Annotated in this window: 18 protein-coding genes; 8 read left to right on the top strand and 10 right to left on the bottom strand. The window is 69.4% G+C overall.

The features are described from left to right. Positions 1-8: 8 nt before the first annotated feature. Together rocF and ocd are read right to left on the bottom strand one after the other, a co-directional pair. Entirely contained in the window at positions 9-941 is a 933-nt protein-coding gene (rocF, locus tag ACODT0_RS17070; protein WP_489041778.1) for an arginase, read from the bottom strand. 62 nt (positions 942-1,003) lie between these two features. Next, on the bottom strand, positions 1,004-2,110 hold the full coding sequence (gene ocd / locus ACODT0_RS17065; protein ID WP_489041777.1) for an ornithine cyclodeaminase: 1,107 nt from the start codon (positions 2,108-2,110) through the stop codon (positions 1,004-1,006). Positions 2,111-2,227: 117 nt separating this feature from the next. Between ocd and ACODT0_RS17060 the strand changes: the two genes are divergently transcribed. Both ACODT0_RS17060 and ACODT0_RS17055 read left to right on the top strand, forming a co-directional pair. Next, positions 2,228-2,686 carry an Lrp/AsnC family transcriptional regulator gene (locus ACODT0_RS17060; protein WP_093340944.1) on the top strand — a complete coding sequence of 153 codons (459 nt, stop codon included), beginning with the start codon at positions 2,228-2,230 and terminating at the stop codon, positions 2,684-2,686. A gap of 133 nt (positions 2,687-2,819) precedes the next feature. After that, complete coding sequence (locus tag ACODT0_RS17055) at positions 2,820-3,674, top strand: 5'-nucleotidase, lipoprotein e(P4) family (protein WP_413762485.1); 855 nt, start codon at positions 2,820-2,822, stop codon at positions 3,672-3,674. A 9-nt stretch (positions 3,675-3,683) separates the two neighbouring features. Here ACODT0_RS17055 and nadA read toward each other — a convergent pair whose 3' ends face one another. From nadA to ACODT0_RS17025, 6 genes are all read right to left on the bottom strand, one after another. Further along, positions 3,684-4,799, bottom strand: a complete 1,116-nt coding sequence (nadA, locus tag ACODT0_RS17050) for a quinolinate synthase NadA (RefSeq protein ID WP_296728965.1) — start codon at positions 4,797-4,799, stop codon at positions 3,684-3,686. A 13-nt stretch (positions 4,800-4,812) separates the two neighbouring features. Then, positions 4,813-5,688 carry a carboxylating nicotinate-nucleotide diphosphorylase gene (nadC, locus tag ACODT0_RS17045; protein ID WP_489041776.1) on the bottom strand — a complete coding sequence of 292 codons (876 nt, stop codon included), beginning with the start codon at positions 5,686-5,688 and terminating at the stop codon, positions 4,813-4,815. A gap of 25 nt (positions 5,689-5,713) precedes the next feature. Next, positions 5,714-6,742 (bottom strand): NAD(P)H-dependent glycerol-3-phosphate dehydrogenase, encoded by a 1,029-nt coding sequence (locus ACODT0_RS17040; protein ID WP_489041775.1) that lies wholly within the window; start codon positions 6,740-6,742, stop codon positions 5,714-5,716. 29 nt (positions 6,743-6,771) lie between these two features. Continuing rightward, positions 6,772-7,236, bottom strand: a complete 465-nt coding sequence (secB, locus tag ACODT0_RS17035) for a protein-export chaperone SecB (RefSeq protein ID WP_057592035.1) — start codon at positions 7,234-7,236, stop codon at positions 6,772-6,774. 129 nt (positions 7,237-7,365) lie between these two features. Continuing rightward, positions 7,366-7,632, bottom strand: coding sequence for a glutaredoxin 3 (gene grxC / locus ACODT0_RS17030; RefSeq protein WP_057592036.1), 267 nt, complete (start codon positions 7,630-7,632; stop codon positions 7,366-7,368). Between the two features lie 20 nt (positions 7,633-7,652). Beyond that, positions 7,653-8,036 carry a rhodanese-like domain-containing protein gene (locus tag ACODT0_RS17025; RefSeq protein WP_412179364.1) on the bottom strand — a complete coding sequence of 128 codons (384 nt, stop codon included), beginning with the start codon at positions 8,034-8,036 and terminating at the stop codon, positions 7,653-7,655. 108 nt (positions 8,037-8,144) lie between these two features. Here ACODT0_RS17025 and gpmA point away from each other — a divergent pair, with 108 nt between their 5' ends. The 3 genes from gpmA (at position 8,145) to ACODT0_RS17010 (ending at position 11,297) form a co-directional block, all read left to right on the top strand. After that, positions 8,145-8,888: a 2,3-diphosphoglycerate-dependent phosphoglycerate mutase gene (gene gpmA / locus ACODT0_RS17020; RefSeq protein WP_057592037.1), complete on the top strand. Its 744-nt coding sequence runs from the start codon at positions 8,145-8,147 to the stop codon at positions 8,886-8,888. 109 nt (positions 8,889-8,997) lie between these two features. Next, positions 8,998-10,440, top strand: coding sequence for a S41 family peptidase (locus tag ACODT0_RS17015; protein ID WP_057592038.1), 1,443 nt, complete (start codon positions 8,998-9,000; stop codon positions 10,438-10,440). A 92-nt stretch (positions 10,441-10,532) separates the two neighbouring features. Beyond that, positions 10,533-11,297, top strand: coding sequence for a HesA/MoeB/ThiF family protein (locus ACODT0_RS17010; protein WP_489041774.1), 765 nt, complete (start codon positions 10,533-10,535; stop codon positions 11,295-11,297). A gap of 12 nt (positions 11,298-11,309) precedes the next feature. Here ACODT0_RS17010 and ACODT0_RS17005 read toward each other — a convergent pair whose 3' ends face one another. Continuing rightward, positions 11,310-13,328, bottom strand: a complete 2,019-nt coding sequence (locus tag ACODT0_RS17005; protein WP_489041773.1) for an AsmA family protein — start codon at positions 13,326-13,328, stop codon at positions 11,310-11,312. Positions 13,329-13,607: 279 nt separating this feature from the next. Between ACODT0_RS17005 and ACODT0_RS17000 the strand changes: the two genes are divergently transcribed. Next, positions 13,608-14,006 carry a response regulator gene (locus ACODT0_RS17000; RefSeq protein WP_489041772.1) on the top strand — a complete coding sequence of 133 codons (399 nt, stop codon included), beginning with the start codon at positions 13,608-13,610 and terminating at the stop codon, positions 14,004-14,006. A gap of 24 nt (positions 14,007-14,030) precedes the next feature. On the opposite strand, the gene ACODT0_RS16995 is transcribed toward ACODT0_RS17000, so the two are convergent. After that, a complete protein-coding gene (locus ACODT0_RS16995) occupies positions 14,031-14,663 on the bottom strand; it encodes a response regulator (RefSeq protein WP_057592041.1) in 633 nt (210 codons plus the stop codon). A gap of 131 nt (positions 14,664-14,794) precedes the next feature. On the opposite strand from ACODT0_RS16995, the gene ACODT0_RS16990 reads away from it, so the two are divergent. Beyond that, a complete protein-coding gene (locus ACODT0_RS16990) occupies positions 14,795-16,105 on the top strand; it encodes a CHASE3 domain-containing protein (RefSeq protein ID WP_261213971.1) in 1,311 nt (436 codons plus the stop codon). 213 nt (positions 16,106-16,318) lie between these two features. Beyond that, the gene (locus tag ACODT0_RS16985; protein ID WP_082321940.1) at positions 16,319-16,483 is read left to right on the top strand and encodes a DUF1328 domain-containing protein; all 165 of its coding nucleotides are present in this window, start codon (positions 16,319-16,321) and stop codon (positions 16,481-16,483) included. Positions 16,484-16,494 lie beyond the last annotated feature (11 nt).

Below are 16,494 nucleotides of genomic sequence, written 5' to 3'. Positions count from 1 at the left end.
GTTGCCGGCTAGCGTTGCCGCGCGGAAGGCACCAGGGTGCTCTTGCCGAACAGGCTTTCCGTCAGGTCGACGACCAGCTCGGCGGTCTGGTTGCGCAGGTCGAGCGCCGGGTTCAGCTCGACGATGTCGAGCGAGCCGAGGCGGCCGGTGTCCGCGATCATCTCCATGCACAGCTGGGCTTCGCGGTAGTTGGGACCGCCGCGCACCGTGGTGCCCGTGCCCGGCGCGATCTCGGGGTCGAGGAAGTCCACGTCGAAGCTCACATGCAGGTGCACCTCGTCGCCCGCCACGCCTTCGAGGGCCCGGCGCATGGTCTCGCGCATGCCGAGCTCGTCGATGGCGCGCATGTCGTAGACCTCGATGCCGAGCTCGCGGATCATGCGTTGCTCCGACGCGTCGACGCTGCGCAGGCCGACCTGGCACAGCGCATCGGGGCGGATGGCGGGCACCGTGTCCGACAGCGCCGAGAGGCTGGGCGGCCCGAGCCCGCAGAGGCTGGCCACCGGCATGCCGTGGATGTTGCCCGAGGGCGAGACCTCGGGCGTGTTGCAGTCCGAGTGCGCATCGAGCCAGAGGATGCGCAGGCGCCGGCCGCGCGCGCGGCAATGGCGGGCCACGGCGCTGATGGAGCCGATCGCCAGGTGGTGGTCGCCGCCGAGCAGGATCGGCAGGCGCTCCGCGCCCAGTTCGGCCGCCACGGCATCGTGCACGGCCTGGTTCCAGCGCACGCACTCGGCGAGGTTGCGCAGGCCGTCCACGCGCTCGCCCTGCGGATTGGGCGGGCCTGCGAGGTTGCCGATGTCCCGCACGTCGATGCCGAAGCGGCGCAGCGCCGGACTGAGCTGCGCGACTCGCAGCGCATCGGGGCCCATGGCGGCGCCGAGCCGGCTCGCGCCCGCGTCGGTCGGAGCACCGATCAGCGTGACGGCACACTTGCTCATCGAAGTACCTTCGTGCTTCGCACTGCGGTGCGAGCTTGCTTGGGAGCGGCCCGGCGCGGCGCTCATGCCGCCACCGCCGTGCGCGCGGCCACTGCCGACTCGGCCGCGGCCGGCGGCTGCAGCAGCGCGTAGAGGTTCTTCGGATCCGCCAGCTCGGGGATCAGCTCCAGCCGCTCGAGCACGCCGGCGGCGCCGGCCAGCGCGCGCATATAGCGCAGCGCCGAATAGTCCTCGAGCGCGAAGCCCACCGAGTCGAACACCGTGATCTGCGCGGCCGAGGTCCGCCCGGGTGCCTCGCCGCGCAGCACGCGCCAGAACTCGGTGACCTCGAAGTCCGCGGGCATCTGCTGCAGGTCGCCCTCGATGCGGGTCTGCGGCTCGTACTCGACGAACACGCGGCCCTTGCGCAGCACCCCGGCCGCGAGCTCGGTCTTGCCGGGGCAGTCGCCGCCGACCGCGTTGACGTGCATGCCAGGCATGACCTGGTGGCCGCCGAGGATGGTGGCGTAGGCCTTGTCGGCCGTGACCGTGGTCACGATGTCGGCGCCGCTCAGCGCCTCGTCGGTGCTGCCGCAGCACACCACCTCGAGCGCGTGCGGCGCCAGGTTGGCGGCCAGCTTGCGCGTGGCGGCCGGGTCGACGTCGTACAGCCGCAGCTGGCGGATGCCCAGCAGGCCGTGGAAGGCGAGCGCCTGGAATTCGCTCTGCGCGCCGTTGCCGATCAGCGCCATGGTGCGGCTGTCGGGGCGCGCCAGCCGGCGCGCGACCATGACCGAGGTGGCGGCGGTGCGCAGCGCGGTAGTCAGCGTGAGCTCGCTGATGAACTCGGGCATGCCGGTGTCCACGCTGGCCAGCGCGCCGAAGGCCATCACCGTCGGCAGGCCGCTGCGCGTGTTGATCGGATGGCCGTTGACGTACTTGAAGGCGAACTCGCGGTCGTCCGAGACCGGCATCAGCTCGATCACGCCATGCGGCGAATGGTTGGCGGTGCGCGCGGACTTCTCGAAGTCCTGCCAGCGCCCGAAATCCTCTTCCAGAGCCTGCGCCATGCCGCGCATGGTTTCGACCACGCCGGTGCGCCGGACCAGTTCGGCGGCGCGCGTGGGGCTCAGGAAGAAGGTCTCGAGGTGGTGGGGCGCCGCGTTTCGCGCCGTGTGTTTTCGTGTCATTCGCTCATCTCCTGGTTGGGACGTTCAAAGGCTCCCACAGAAGAAGATCAAATCAAATCGCCAAGACTGCCTTTAATATGGTAATAGTCGATCAATTTGAATGATCCATTTGCCGAAATGAACGATCTCGACGCGAAGCTCATCGCGCAGCTGCACCACAACGCGCGCGCCAGCGTGGCCACCCTCGCGGCCCGCCTCGGGGTCTCGCGCGGCACCGTGACCAACCGCATCCGCAAGCTCGAGGACGCCGGCGTGATCGTGGGCTACACGGTGCGGCTGCGGCCCGAGACCGAACTCAGCGGCCTCACGGCATGGATGAGCATCTCCGTCGAGGGCAACGACACGCGCCGCATCACGGCCTCGCTGCTGGGCGAGCCCGGCGTGGCCTCGCTGCACAGCACCAACGGCCGCTGGGACCTGCTGGCCGAGCTGCAGGTTGGCAGCCTGGTCGAGCTGGCCCACGTGCTGGAACGCATCCGGCTGATCAAGGGCATCAGCAACAGCGAGACCAGCATCCACCTCGAAACCATCAAGGCGCCGCTGCGCAAGGAAAGCCGGACGCCGAAGCCGGCCTGACGAAATGACGCGGCACCGGTGGCGAAATGCACGCAACCGGCGCCAAGCGCGCATTCGGCGCCCTGTGTTCTGCCCGGCGCCCGTGTCACGCTCGGTGCGTTTTTTTCTTCGACACCACAGGGAGGACTCCAGCTTGAAAACCCATTCGACCCCACGCCGCTTCGCGGCCATCGCCGGCGCCACGGCCGCGCTGCTGCTCGCCGCGGGCTGCGCCCAGACGCAGGCCCCGCCCGCCGCCGCGGGCGCCGGCACGAACAACCTGCTGATCGGCGCCGTGGCCTGGAAGCAGACCGCGGCCGAGTACCGCGCGCTCTATCACCAGGGCTTCAACGTGGCGCGCATGCACGTGGAAGCGGCGCTGCAGAAGCGCCGCCCGGGCGACAAGCCGCTGGCGGTGGTGACCGACATGGACGACACGATCCTGCTGCCGCTGGCCTACTGGGGCTACCTGATCAACGAGGGCCAGGACTTCTTCGACGATCCGAAGTGGGACGCGTGGATCCCGAAGAACCAGATCGTGCCCTCGCCCGGCTCGCAGGAGTTCCTGCGCTTCTGCCGGGAGAACGGCGTAGAGGTGTTCTACGTGACCAGCCGCGAACAGGGCGAACGCACCTACGAATACGCGATGGAACACCTCAAGGTGCTGGGCGCGCCCTATGCCGACAAGGAGCACCTGACCGTGCTGCGCGACAGCAGCAACAAGCAGCCGCGGCAGGAGCAGATCGCGCAGCAGTTCGACGTGGTGGTCTACCTCGGCGACAACCTCAACGACTTCCGGCGCAAGTACTACGTGAAGAACGTCGACCAGCGGATCCAGGCGATGGAAGCCGACCGCGAGCAGTTCGGCCGCAAGTACGTGCTGTTCCCGAACCCGACCGACGGCCACTGGATGGCCGCGATCTTCGGCGACTCGGAGCCGCCGGCGAGCGACGCCAACCGCCAGCTGTTCAGGAAGGCCGCGACCCGCTCCGCCTGGGACGGGCGCTGAGGGGCTTCGTCAGGCCGCGCCGATCCCCGCCACCAGGCTGCCCGGCGCGATGCCATTCTTCAGCCCGGCCGTGAAGGCCAGCATGCGGTCGATCGGCACGCGCGCGCGCAGGCCCAGCGCCGGGTCGACGTGGATCTCGCCGGCACCGGTCTCGAGCGCGTTCGCGAGGTCGGCCAGCCCGTTCATCGCCATCCACGGGCAATGCGCGCAGCTCTTGCAGGTGGCGCCGTTGCCGGCCGTGGGGGCCTCGATGAAGGTCTTGCCCGGATTGAGCGTGCGCAGCTTGTGCAGCATGCCGTTGTCGGTCGCGACGATGAACTCGGTCGCGTCGAGCTGGCGCGCGGCGTTGAGGATCGCCGAGGTCGAGCCCACGGCATCGGCCAGCGCGATCACCTCGGCCGAGGATTCGGGATGCACCAGCACCTTGGCGCGCGGATGGGCCTGCTTGAGCAGCTCGAGCTCGAGCGCCTTGAATTCGTCGTGCACGATGCAGGCGCCGTTCCAGCTCACCATGTCGGCACCGGTCTGGCGCTGGATGTAGTCGCCGAGGTGGCGGTCGGGGCCCCAGAGGATCTTGCGGCCCTGCGCATGCAGCGCGCCCACCACGTCGAGCGCGCAGCTCGAGGTGACGAGCCAGTCGGCGCGCGCCTTCACGGCGGCGCTGGTGTTGGCGTAGACGACCACGGTGCGGTCGGGATGGGCGTCGCAGAAGGCGCTGAATTCGTCGACCGGGCAGCCCAGGTCGAGCGAGCAGTTGGCGTCGAGGTCGGGCATCAGCACCCGCTTCTCGGGCGACAGGATCTTGGCGGTCTCGCCCATGAAGCGCACGCCCGACACCACCAGCGTGCCGGCCGCATGGTCGCGGCCGAAGCGCGCCATCTCGAGCGAATCGCTGACGATGCCGCCGGTTTCCTCGGCCAGGTCCTGCAGGTCGGGGTGGACGTAGAAGTGCGACACCATGACCGCGTTGCGCTCGCGCAGCAGGCGGCGGATGCGCTCCTTGAGCGCCTCTCGCTCGGTGGGCGTGGGCTCGGGCGGCACGCGGGCCCAGGCGCGGCGGGTGTCGCAGACGCTCCCTTCGGCCGGCTGTTCGTACTCGACATCGATGACGGCGGAGGAAGCCATATGCGCGTCTCCCTCAGCGGTCCTGGAAGCGCATCGAGAAATCGATGGCCTTGACGTCCTTGGTCAGCGCACCGACCGAGATCCGGTCGACGCCGGTCTCGGCCAGTTCGCGCAGGCCCTCGAGCGTGACGCCGCCCGAGATCTCGAGCACCGCGCGGCCTTCGCCGGCGGCGTCGTTGATGCGCACCGCCTCGCGCAGGGTGGGCAGGTCCATGTTGTCGAGCAGCACCATGCGCGCGCCGGCGTCGAGCGCCTCGCGCAGCTGCGCCAGGGTCTCGACCTCGATCTCGACGAAGTCGGCGCGTTCGGCCGCCGGGGCCACGGCGCGCAGCGCGGCGGCCACGCCACCGGCCGCGGCGATGTGGTTTTCCTTGATCAGCACGGCGTCGTACAGGCCGATGCGGTGGTTGAGGCCGCCGCCGGTGCGTACCGCGTACTTCTGCGCCAGGCGCAGGCCCGGCAGGGTCTTGCGCGTGTCGACGATGCGCGCGCGCGTGCCCTCGACGATGTCGCTGTAGAGCGCGGCCTTGGTCGCCACGGCGCTCAGCAGTTGCAGGAAGTTGAGCGCGGTGCGCTCGGCGGTCAGCAGCGCGCGGGCCGAGCCTTCCATCTCGAGCACGACCTGGTTCGGCTCGCAGCGTCCGCCCTCGGCGCAGCGCCAGTCGATGCGCACCTGCGGATCGAGCTGCGCCAGCGTGGCCTCGACCCAGGGCGCGCCGCACAGCACGGCCGGCTCGCGCACCAGCACGCGCGCCTGGGCGCGGCGGCCGGCATCGACCAGGGAGGCGGTGAGGTCGCCGTCGGCGACGTCCTCCTGCAGTGCGCGGGCCGCATCGGCCTGGGCCAGCGCGGCGATGGCCGGCGCGGAGAAATCGAAACGGGAACGCATGGGGCGGCTTGTCTTCCGGATGTTGTTATGGGGGCGGCCGGACCGATTCGGGCACCGGGTCGCGCCCGGTCAGCGCGGCCACGGCGTCGGCGGGGCTCACGCGGCCGTCGAGCAGCGCGACCACGCCTTCGGCGATGGGCATTTCCACGCCCAGCCCGCGCGCGCGCTGCACCACGGTGCGGGCGCAGTAGACGCCCTCGGCCACGTGGCCCAGCGAATCGACCGCCTGCGCCAGGGTGCGGCCCTGGGCCAGCAGCAGGCCGACCTTGCGGTTGCGCGACAGGTCGCCGGTGGCGGTGAGCACCAGGTCGCCCAGGCCCGACAGGCCCATGAAGGTGTCGGTGCGGGCGCCGAGCGCGAGGCCGAAGCGGGTCATCTCGGCCAGGCCGCGCGTGATCAGCGCGGCGCGCGCATTGAGGCCCAGCGCGAGGCCGTCGCACAGGCCGGTGGCGATGGCCAGCACGTTCTTGACCGCGCCGCCGACCTCGACGCCGACGATATCGTCATTGGCATAGACGCGCAGCGCGGGGCCATGGAAGGCGTCGACCAGCGCGTCGCGCACGGCGGCATGCGGGCTGGCCGCGACCAGCGCGGTCGGGCGGCCCTCGGCCACTTCCTGCGCGAAGCTCGGGCCGCTGAGCACGCCGGCCAGCAGATCGGGCGCGACCTGCGCGCGGATCTCGTGCGCCAGCAGGCCGAAGGAGGAGGCGGTGGTGTTCGCGGCCTGCGCGGGCTCCACGCCCTTGCAGAGCCAGGCGACCGGCACGCGGGTGCCGCTGTCGCGCAGGGTCTCGAGCTGCCGGCGCAGCGCGGCCATGGGCGTGGCCACGATGACCAGGTCGGCGCCGGCCTGCGCCTGGCCGATGCCACCCGCGCGCACCGCGAGCGAGGCCGGCAAGGCCAGCCCCGGCAGGTAGCGGGTGTTCTCGCGGGCCCGGGAGATGGTCTCGGCCTGGGCCGCGTCGCGGGCCCACAGCGTGACCTCGTGGCGGGCGGCCGCATTGACGGCCACCGCCGTGCCCCAGGCGCCGGCGCCATGAACGCAGATCTTCATCGGCGTCGCGGCGTTGCGTGCCGTCAGGCTTATTGCGTGACGATGGGCGAAGGCTGGCCGGCGGCCTGGGCCTGCTGCTGCTCGTACATGGCCTGGAAGTTGATCTCGGCCAGGTGCACGGGCGGGAAGCCGCCGCGCTGGATCACGTCGGCCACGTTGCCGCGCAGGTAGGGGTAGACGATCTGCGGGCAGGCGATGCCGAGGATCGGGCCCATCTGGTCTTCGGGCAGGTTGCGGATCTCGAAGATGCCGGCCTGCTTGGCTTCGACCAGGAACACGGTCTTGTCGCCGATCTTGGTCTGCACGGTGGCGGACACCGACACCTCGAAGATGCCGTCGGCCACGGGCTGGGCGTCCACGCCGAGCTGGATGTCGACGGTGGGCTGTTCCTGTTCCAGCAGGATCGCGGGCGAGTTGGGTTGTTCGAGCGACAGGTCCTTGAGGTAGACGCGCTGGATCTGGAACACGGGATCTTGGGCTTGCTGGTCGGCCATGGCTGAACTTTCGAGGGTCAAAACAAGGCCCGCCGGGGAATGGTTTCCCGCGGCGGGCCGCAGATGGTGAACGGGCGATTATCGCCCGGCGATGTGACGGCTACGGACCGGCGGTCGGCCGGCCTTGAATCAGGCCGCCTGGCCCTGCAGCAGCGGCACCAGGCCGCCGCGGCTGTCGAGCGCCATCAGGTCGTCGCAGCCGCCCACGTGGGTGTCGCCGATGAAGATCTGCGGCACCGTGCGGCGCTGGGTGATCTCCATCATGGCCATGCGCGCCTGGGGATCGCTGTCGATGCGGATCTCCTCGATCTGCTCGACGCCCTTGGACTTGAGGATCTGCTTGGCGCGTGTGCAGTAGGGGCACACGGCGGTGGTGTACATCTTGACGGCTTGCATGGTTCGTATCTCGGTGGGGTTCAGGCCTTTTCAACCGGCAGGTTAGCCGCTTTCCACGCCTTGAGCCCGCCGGACACCGCTTGGGCCTGCTCGTAACCCAGCTTCTTGGCCGCGGCCACCGCGCGCTGCGCGCGCGAGCCGTTCTCGCACACCAGCAGCAGCGGCACGTTCTTGTTCTTGACCGTGGAGGCCAGCTTTTCCTCGAGCTGGGCCAGCGGCACGTTCTTCGCGCCGATCATGTGGCCGGCGGCGTATTCCTCGGGATCGCGCAGGTCCACCAGCACCGCGCGCTCGCGGTTGATGAGGTGCACCGCCGCGTCGGCCGTCAGCGTGCCGCCCCCCGCGCCGCGAATCAGCGGCCAGGCCAGCATGGCGCCCGAGCTGAGCACGATCAGGACCAGCATCCAGTTCGCGGTGACGAATTCGATCAATTTCACGGGGGTTCCTTGGAGAGAGGCAAACCCGGGATTTTAGAATGTCGGGTTTACAAAGCGCTGCCAAAGGCCTCCGACATGCACAAACTGGTACTGATCCGCCACGGCGAATCGACCTGGAACCTCGAAAACCGCTTCACCGGCTGGACCGACGTCGACCTGACCGAGACCGGCGTCGAGCAGGCCAAGCAGGCGGGCCGGCTGCTGAAGGCCGAGGGCTACGACTTCGACGTGGCCTACACCAGCGTGCTCAAGCGCGCCACCCGCACCCTGTGGCACACGCTCGACGAACTCGACCGTACCTGGCTGCCGGTGGTGCATTCGTGGCGCCTCAACGAACGCCACTACGGCGGCCTGCAGGGCCTGAACAAGGCCGAGACGGCCAAGAAGTACGGCGACGAGCAGGTGCTGGTCTGGCGCCGCAGCTACGGCACCCCGCCGCCGCCGCTGGAAGCCGACGACCCGCGCAGCGAGCGCGGCGACGTGCGCTACGCCAAGCTCGCGCCCGAGCAGATCCCGCTGACCGAATGCCTGAAGGACACGGTGGCGCGCGTGTTGCCGTTCTGGAACGAGTCGATGGCCCCGGCCATCCGCACCGGCCGCCGCCTCGTGGTGGCGGCGCACGGCAACTCGATCCGCGCGCTGGTGAAGTACCTGGACGGCATCTCGGACGACGACATCGTCGGCCTGAACATCCCGAACGGCATTCCCCTGGTGTACGAGCTCGACGACGATCTCAAGCCGCTGCGGCACTACTACCTGGGCGATGCCGCCGCCGCCGAGAAAGCCGCCGCCGCGGTCGCCTCGCAAGGCAAAGGCTGAAGCCGCGCTGTAGAAAAACCGTGCCCGCCGCTCCACCCGTGGAACCCCGGCGGGCAATTTGTTTCCAAGCTGTGTATATTGGTTCGACAGCCGACAAGGACACTTACCCATGGGCCAGAAACTCAAGATCACCGGCTGGGTCGCCGCCGGCGCCGTCGCAGGCGTCCTGACCACCGCCTCGCTGCAGACCGTCGCGCGCGGCTCGCTCGCGCCACTGCCGCTCGAGGAACTGCAGCAACTCGCTGCCGTGTTCGGCATGGTCAAGAGCGACTACGTCGAACCGGTCGACGAGAAGAAGCTGATTTCCGACGCCATCTCCGGCATGGTCGCCGGGCTCGACCCGCATTCCCAGTACTTCGACAAGAAGTCCTTCAAGGAATTCAGGGAAGGCACCACCGGCCGCTTCGTCGGCGTGGGCATCGAGATCTCGCAGGAAGACGGCCTGATCAAGGTGGTCTCCCCGATCGAGGGCTCGCCCGCGTTCCGCGCCGGCCTCAAGCCCAATGACCTGATCACCAAGATCGACGACACCGCGGTGCGCGGCCTGTCGCTCAACGAGGCGGTCAAGCGCATGCGCGGCGAGGCCAACACCAAGGTGCTGCTGACGATCTTCCGCAAGGACGAGAGCCGTACCTTCCCGGTCACGATCACGCGCGAGGAAATCCGCACCCAATCGGTGCGCGGCAAGATGATCGAGCCGGGCTACGGCTGGATCCGCCTGTCGCAGTTCCAGGAGCGCACGGTCGACGACTTCGTGAAGAAGATCGACGACCTGTACAAGGAAGACCCGAACCTCAAGGGCCTGGTGCTCGACCTGCGCAACGACCCGGGCGGCCTGCTCGACGCGGCCGTGGCGGTATCGGCGGCCTTCCTGCCCGAGAACGCCACGGTGGTCACCACCGACGGCCAGCTCGCCGAGAGCAAGGCGGTCTACAAGGCGGCGCCCGAGTTCTATCAGCGCCGCTCCGGCAGCGACCCGCTGCGCAGCCTGCCGGCCGCGCTGAAGTCGGTGCCGCTGGTGGTGCTCGTGAACGAAGGCTCGGCCTCGGCCAGCGAAATCGTCGCGGGCGCGCTGCAGGACCACAAGCGCGCCACCATCATGGGCAGCCAGACCTTCGGCAAGGGCTCGGTGCAGACGGTGCGTCCGCTCGGCCCCGACACCGGCCTGAAGATCACCACCGCGCGCTACTACACGCCCAGCGGCACCTCGATCCAGGCCAAGGGCATCGTGCCGAACGTGCTGGTCGACGAGAGCGCCGAGGGCAGCCCCTTCGCCGCGCTGCGCATGCGCGAGGCCGACCTCGAGAAGCACCTGGCCAGCGGCCAGGGCCCCGAGGTCAAGGACCCGGAGCGCGAGAAGGCCCGCGACGAGGCCCGCAAGCGCCTCGAGGAAGAAGCCAAGAAGCCGCCGCAGGACCGCAAGGTGCCCGAGTTCGGCTCCGACAAGGACTTCCCGCTGGTGCAGGCGCTCAACCGCCTCAAGGGCCAGCCGGTGCTGGTCAGCAAGACGCAGGTGATCGTCGACAACAAGGAAGAGAAGAAGGAGAACTGACCGGCCGGGGCGCAAGCCCCTTCCGGACGCTCCGACTTCGCATCCCACCGCAGGGGACCGGCCAGACCGGTCCCTTTTGCTTTCTCCCCGCCATGAACGAAGACGACGACCTGCTGCGCTACTCGCGCCACATCCTGCTCGAGGAATTCGGCATCGATGGCCAGGCGCGCGTGAGCGCCGGCCAGGTGCTGGTGATCGGCGCCGGCGGGCTGGGATCGCCGGCCGTGCTCTACCTCGCGGCGGCGGGCGTGGGGCGCATCGTGCTGGTCGACGACGACGAGGTCGACCTCACCAACCTGCAGCGCCAGGTCGCCCACACCGAGGCGCGCGTGGGCCAGCCCAAGGTGGCGTCGGCGGCGCAGGCCATGCGCGACATCAATCCCGGCATCGCCATCGAGACCCACGTGCTGCGCCCCGACGCCGACCAGCTGTCGGCGCTGGTCGCGGCGGCCGACGTGGTGCTCGACTGCACCGACAACTTCGTGACGCGCCAGGCCGTCAACCGCGCCTGCGTGGCGCACGGCAAGCCGCTGGTGGCGGGGGCCGCGATCCGCTTCGACGGGCAGCTCAGCGTGTACGACGTGCGCGATCCGGCCTCGCCCTGCTATGCCTGCCTGTTCCCGCCCGACGCGGCCTTCGAGGAGACGCTGTGCGCGGTGCTCGGGGTGTTCGGGCCAGTGGTCGGCACCATCGGCACCCTGCAGGCGCTCGAGGCGCTCAAGCTGCTCGCGGGCATCGGGCCGTCGCTGGCGGGCCGGCTGCTGATGTTCGACGGGCGCAGCGCTTCGTTCGACACGCTTCGCGTGGCGCGCGATCCGCATTGCGGCGTCTGCGCGGCGCACCGCCCCGCACCCTAGCCCCGCTCGGGGTCAGGGCTGCTGCTTCGCGCCCTTGGCCCGTGCCGCACCGTTGGCGGCGGCACCGGCGGTCGGCTTGTTCGCCTGGGCCAGCACCGCCTTGCAGTCGGAATCCTCGCCGGGACCGGTCTCGATGGTCGCGGCCAGCGCCAGCAGCGGATTGACCGCGCCCAGCGCCAGCGCAGCCAGCCCGCGGCCCGCCAACGGCCCGACCTGCAGCCCGCCCTTGGGATCGCCGAAGCTGCCGCTGACCACCAGCGGCGTGCGGATCGACAGCAGGCTCTTGCTCTTGGGCTCCTGGTGGACCACGAAGTCCAGCCCCTCGGTGGCGAAATTGGCCTGCCCCGTGGCCGTGAACAGCGCGTTGGTGGTGTCGACTATCAGCGTGCGGCCGGTCGCCAGCCCCTTGTTTACGTCGAAAGCCACGGCCGCGCAGCGCAGTTCGACGTCGCGGTCGCCGCGCAGCAGGAACTTGAGGATGTCGCCGCCCACCAGCGTCGCGAACACCGGCAGCAGGTTGCCGAACTGGCCGCGGCCGGCCAGCACCGCCACGTCGCCCGAAGCGCCGCCGAGCCAGTTGGCGACCGTGCTGCCCGAGCCCGAGAGGTTGATGCGGCCGTCGAGCCGGCCCAGGCTGTTGCCGGTGGTCTCGAGCTTGGGGAACAGCCGCGCGAGCTGCATCGCGCGCACGTCGAGCGCGGCGCGGATGTCGGCCGGGTTCTTCGAGCCGTCGATGCGGATCGCGCCGCCCAGCTTGCCGCCGGCCACGCCGAGCAGCAGCGGATCGAGCGTGAGCACGCCGTCCTTGAGCTTGACCTGCACGCTGCCGCTGTCGAGCGGGACGTCGCGCACGTTGCGGATGCGGTCGGCCGTGTACTTCACGTCGGCATTCATCGCGCGCAGGCGCTCGAAGTCCAGCGGCGCGGTCGGCAGCACCTTGCCGCCCGGGCGCTTGACCTGGGTCACGGTCGGCGGCGGCGCAACGCCCTCGACGGTGGCGGCGGTGCGCGCGGTCGGCGGCAGGCCGATCAGCGGGCCGAGGTCGTCCATGTCCATCACCTTGGAGCGCAGTTCGCCCGCGAGGTAGGGCACCTGGGTCGCCTGGTCGAAGCGCATGTCGCCCGCGATGTCGGACAGGCCCAGCTTGCCCTGCAGCGCCTTGGCCTCCCACAGGCTGCCGCGCTTGCTGAGATTGCCGCGTACCGCGTAGGGCGAGGTCTGCGGCAGCGCGATGCCCAGCAACGGGAACAGCGCGCCCAGGGTCTGGCCACGGATGTCGAACTTCGCATCGATGCCGTCGAGGTCGGCGAGCGAGCCCACGGTGCCGCCCGCCTTGAGCTTGGTCTGGCCGGCGGCCGCGTCGATCTCGAGCGGGAACGGCGGCGCGCCGGCCGCGTTGATCTGCATCACGTTGCCGGTGCGGCCCTGGGCCGTGAGCGGCTGGCCCTTGTAGCGGCCCTTGATTCGGTAGTGCACCGGCAGCGCGCCACGCGCGGTGTCGTAGCTGACATCGGCATGGATGTCCACGCCCAGGTGCTTGGCCAGGAAGTCGATGGCGCCGCCATCGACCTCGATGGTGCCGATGGTGGGCGCGGTGCCGGCGTCGGAGGTGTCCTTGCCGAAGGCCCAGGTGCGCCGGCCGTCGGCTTCCATCTGCAGGCCCACGGTGGGCGAGGCGAGCACCAGCCGCGGAATCTCGATGCGACGCGACACCAGCGGCCAGAGGCGGATGTCGAACTCGGCGCGCTCGGCCTTCACGAGGTAGGGGTCACGCGCCCACGAGGGGTTGGCGAACTCGATGCCGTCGAACTTGACGGTGGCGCGGCGCCAGCCGAGATCGACATCGAGCCGGCGCGTGATCTCGAACTTGCGGCCGGTCTTCTCGCTCACGTAGCGGTTGACGGGCTCGCGCAGCACGTCCCAGGGGAAGAACAGGATGGCGATCACCAGCGCCGCGAGCAGCGCGAGCAGCAGCACGATCAGCTTCTGCCACAGCGGAAATCTGCGCGGGAGGGTGCGGGTGGTATCCATCGCCATGGCTGCATGATGACCGCATCGCGCGCGCCGTCCAGGTCGGCGCAGGGCCGCATCCCGCGTGCGGCATCACCTACCGCGCGCCGAGCGACGCCAGGGCCCTCGCCTGCGGGGGCGTCGGAACCCGCCTACAGATGCCTCGCACTGAACCCTGCATGATGCGCGGCAGGGAGGCCTCATCGTCCAGAGCCCGGTCCAGCCGCCGCCAGCCACGAGAACACGGCGGGCGCCGCGGCCCACATCATTCGGGCAACGTCGGAGGAAGCGCGGTTCGTCATGGATTCCAGATTGAAGACCTACATCGTCGAGGACAACCTCACGATCCGTGAAAACCTCATCGGCACCCTGGAAGAACTGGCGCGCACCGTGGTGATCGGCTACGCGGAAACCGAAGACCACGCGGTCGAATGGCTGCGCACGCACGCCTCCGAATGGAACCTCGCGGTGGTCGATCTCTTTCTCAAGCAGGGCAGCGGGCTGGGCGTGCTGAAGGCCTGCACCGAGCGGCGCCCCGAACAGAAGGTGGTGGTGCTCAGCAACTATGCGACGCCCGACATCCGCAGGCGTTGTGCGCAGTTCGGCGTGGACGCGGTGTTCGACAAGTCCAACGAGATCGACGCGCTGGTCGATTTCTGCCTGCGCGCGGTGGCGCTGCAGCCACCGGAGCCGGGCTGAGGCCCGGCGCGAACGGTGGCATTCTCAGTCGATCAGCTTGTTCTTGAGGGCGTAGTACGTGAGGTCGCTGTTGGAGGAGAGGTTCATCTTCTCCATCAGCCGCGTGCGGTAGGTGCTCACGGTCTTCACCGACAACGACAGCGTCTTGGCGATGTCGCCCGCGGTCTCGCCCTTGGCCAGCTTCAGGAACACCTGGAACTCGCGCTCCGAGAGCTGCTCGTGCGGCGCGGCGTCGTCCTTGCGGTCGAGCTGGCGGGCCAGCAGTTCGGCCACGGCCGGGGTGATGTAGCGGCGGCCCAGCGCGATGGTGCGGATCGCGTTGACGATCTCCATCGGATCGCACTCCTTGTTGAGGTAGCCGCTCGCGCCCTGCCGGATCAGGTTCATCGCGTAGTGCTCCTCGGGGTAGCCGCTCAGGATCAGGATGCCGACGTCGGGCGCCTTGGCACGGATCATGGCGAGCGCATCGATCCCGCTCTGGCCCGGCATCGACAGGTCCATCACCAGCACGTCGAGCTCGGTGGTGCGCACGAGCTCGATCGCCTCGCGACCGCTGGCGGCCTCGCCGGCCACGCGCAGATCCACGTGCTCGGAGAAGAACTGCCTGAGGCCCGATCGCACGATGGCGTGGTCGTCCACAATTCCAATTTTGATCATCTGTTACTTTCGTCGTTGTGTTGCCGGTCCGCGGGCCGCAACATGCCGGTTCCCTGATCGTTGTCAATTATTCACGATCTTGTCTTGAAAGCGGATCCAAAAGTTTCATGCGTTGGCTAGCGTTCCCAAAAATGGCCTTGAGCCTGCTGCTCGCCGCACTGGCGGCGCTGGCGCTCGTCGGCATCAACGAGGCGGGCTACCGGCAGTCCAGTATCGCCCTGGCCGAGATCGACGCCGCGCAGAAGGTGCGCAGCGTGCTCAACCAGCTGCTGCAGAACATCCTCGATGCCGAAACGGGCCAGCGCGGCTATCTGCTGACAGGGGAAGCCGCCTACCGGCAACCCTACGACAACGCCATCAAGCAGATCGACGGCAACCTGGCGAGCCTGCGCGAGCAATACGCCGGCCGGCCGGCCGAGACGGCCCAGCTGGCCGAGCTGTCGAAACACGTGCTGCGCAAGGTGTCCGAGATGGACATGAGCGTGCGCCTGCGTTCGGACGGAAAGGAGGACGCCTGGAAGTTCGTCATCACCACCGACGTCGGCCGCGAGGAAATGGATGCCATCCGCGAGAAGGCCCGGGGCCTGGTGGAACTCAGCAACAAGACCCTGCACGACAGCCAGACCCAGGTGATGCTGTCGCTGCGGCTGGCGCGCTTCGGCACCAGCATCGTGGCGCTGGCCGCCCTGTTCGCCTTCTTCCTGTACCTGCGCCAGACGCACGTGCTGCGCTCGATCGGCGAGCGCCAGCAGGAGACCCTGCAGCGCGAGCGCAATGCCCTGGAGGACGAGGTGCGCGAGCGCACCGCCTCGCTGGCCGAGCTGGCGACCCACCTGCAGGACGTGCGCGAGACCGAGCGCGGCTTCCTGGCGCGCGAGCTGCACGACGAGCTGGGTTCGCTGCTGACCGCCGCCAAGCTCGACGTGGCGCGGCTGAAGTCGCGGCTGGCCGACGCGCCCGATGCGATCCAGCGGCTGCAGCATCTGACCGAGCTGCTCAACAGCGGCATCGCGCTCAAGCGCCGCATCATCGAGGACCTGCGCCCGTCGTCCCTGGCCAACCTCGGGCTGGTGGCCTCGCTCGAGATCCTCGGGCGCGAGTTCGGCGAGCGCTCGGGCATTCGCGTCGACATGCAGCTGGAACCGGTCAGCACCGACGAGTCGCGCCAGCTCACCATCTACCGGATGGTGCAGGAGAGCCTCACCAACATCGGCAAGTACGCCGAGGCCACCGAGGCCACGATCGCGATGAAGAACCACGACACGCACGTGGTGGTCGAGGTGCTCGACAACGGCAAGGGCTTCGACGCCCAGAAGATGCGCCCGTCGACGCACGGCCTGGCCGGCATGCGCCACCGCGTGGAGGCCGCGCGCGGCAAGCTCACGGTGACATCGACGCCCGGGCACGGCACGCGCATCGCGGCGATGCTGCCGGTGGCATAGGCCCGGACCACGCCCCCCCGCGCGGGCGCATCCGTGCCGGAATTCACGCGATTTCCAGGGCCGCCGGGCGGACTCGGCCATCTCCTACGCCCCGCCCCCCCTGTCACTGACAGGTCCGCCATGGGCCGGCCCTTAAGGTCTGTCCATGCCGTGTTCCTCCTCCTCGGACACGCGGCTTTTCCAACAACGAGGGCAGCCTCCAAGGAGTTCCGCATGTTGCACTACGCAGTGGTCTTTCTGGTCATCGCGCTGATCGCCGCCTTGTTCGGCTTCGGCGGTATCGCCGCCAGCGCCGTCGGTATCGCCAAGATCCTTTTCGTGATCTTCGCGGTGCTCGCCATCGCGAGCTTCCTGGCCGGCTTGCTACGAAGCAAGTAGCGTCGGTACGA

The sequence above is a fragment of the Variovorax sp. FG153 genome (assembly GCF_057809595.1).
The sequence above is the reverse complement of the archived record's forward strand: the minus strand, read 5'-3'. Positions and strand labels throughout refer to the sequence as shown.

What these genes read in the sequence shown, in the direction of transcription:
- rocF (WP_489041778.1), bottom strand. Translation starts at nt 941, where the DNA reads ATGAGCAAGTGTGCCGTCACGCTGATCGGTGCTCCGACCGACGCGGGC.
- gpmA (WP_057592037.1), top strand. Translation starts at nt 8,145, where the DNA reads ATGCACAAACTGGTACTGATCCGCCACGGCGAATCGACCTGGAACCTC.
- ACODT0_RS17060 (WP_093340944.1), top strand. Translation starts at nt 2,228, where the DNA reads ATGAACGATCTCGACGCGAAGCTCATCGCGCAGCTGCACCACAACGCG.
- ACODT0_RS17025 (WP_412179364.1), bottom strand. Translation starts at nt 8,036, where the DNA reads ATGCTGGTCCTGATCGTGCTCAGCTCGGGCGCCATGCTGGCCTGGCCG.
- ACODT0_RS16985 (WP_082321940.1), top strand. Translation starts at nt 16,319, where the DNA reads ATGTTGCACTACGCAGTGGTCTTTCTGGTCATCGCGCTGATCGCCGCC.
- ACODT0_RS17010 (WP_489041774.1), top strand. Translation starts at nt 10,533, where the DNA reads ATGAACGAAGACGACGACCTGCTGCGCTACTCGCGCCACATCCTGCTC.
- ocd (WP_489041777.1), bottom strand. Translation starts at nt 2,110, where the DNA reads ATGACACGAAAACACACGGCGCGAAACGCGGCGCCCCACCACCTCGAG.
- ACODT0_RS16990 (WP_261213971.1), top strand. Translation starts at nt 14,795, where the DNA reads ATGGCCTTGAGCCTGCTGCTCGCCGCACTGGCGGCGCTGGCGCTCGTC.
- ACODT0_RS17015 (WP_057592038.1), top strand. Translation starts at nt 8,998, where the DNA reads ATGGGCCAGAAACTCAAGATCACCGGCTGGGTCGCCGCCGGCGCCGTC.
- ACODT0_RS17005 (WP_489041773.1), bottom strand. Translation starts at nt 13,328, where the DNA reads ATGGATACCACCCGCACCCTCCCGCGCAGATTTCCGCTGTGGCAGAAG.
- ACODT0_RS17000 (WP_489041772.1), top strand. Translation starts at nt 13,608, where the DNA reads ATGGATTCCAGATTGAAGACCTACATCGTCGAGGACAACCTCACGATC.
- ACODT0_RS16995 (WP_057592041.1), bottom strand. Translation starts at nt 14,663, where the DNA reads ATGATCAAAATTGGAATTGTGGACGACCACGCCATCGTGCGATCGGGC.
- grxC (WP_057592036.1), bottom strand. Translation starts at nt 7,632, where the DNA reads ATGCAAGCCGTCAAGATGTACACCACCGCCGTGTGCCCCTACTGCACA.
- secB (WP_057592035.1), bottom strand. Translation starts at nt 7,236, where the DNA reads ATGGCCGACCAGCAAGCCCAAGATCCCGTGTTCCAGATCCAGCGCGTC.
- nadC (WP_489041776.1), bottom strand. Translation starts at nt 5,688, where the DNA reads ATGCGTTCCCGTTTCGATTTCTCCGCGCCGGCCATCGCCGCGCTGGCC.
- ACODT0_RS17040 (WP_489041775.1), bottom strand. Translation starts at nt 6,742, where the DNA reads ATGAAGATCTGCGTTCATGGCGCCGGCGCCTGGGGCACGGCGGTGGCC.
- nadA (WP_296728965.1), bottom strand. Translation starts at nt 4,799, where the DNA reads ATGGCTTCCTCCGCCGTCATCGATGTCGAGTACGAACAGCCGGCCGAA.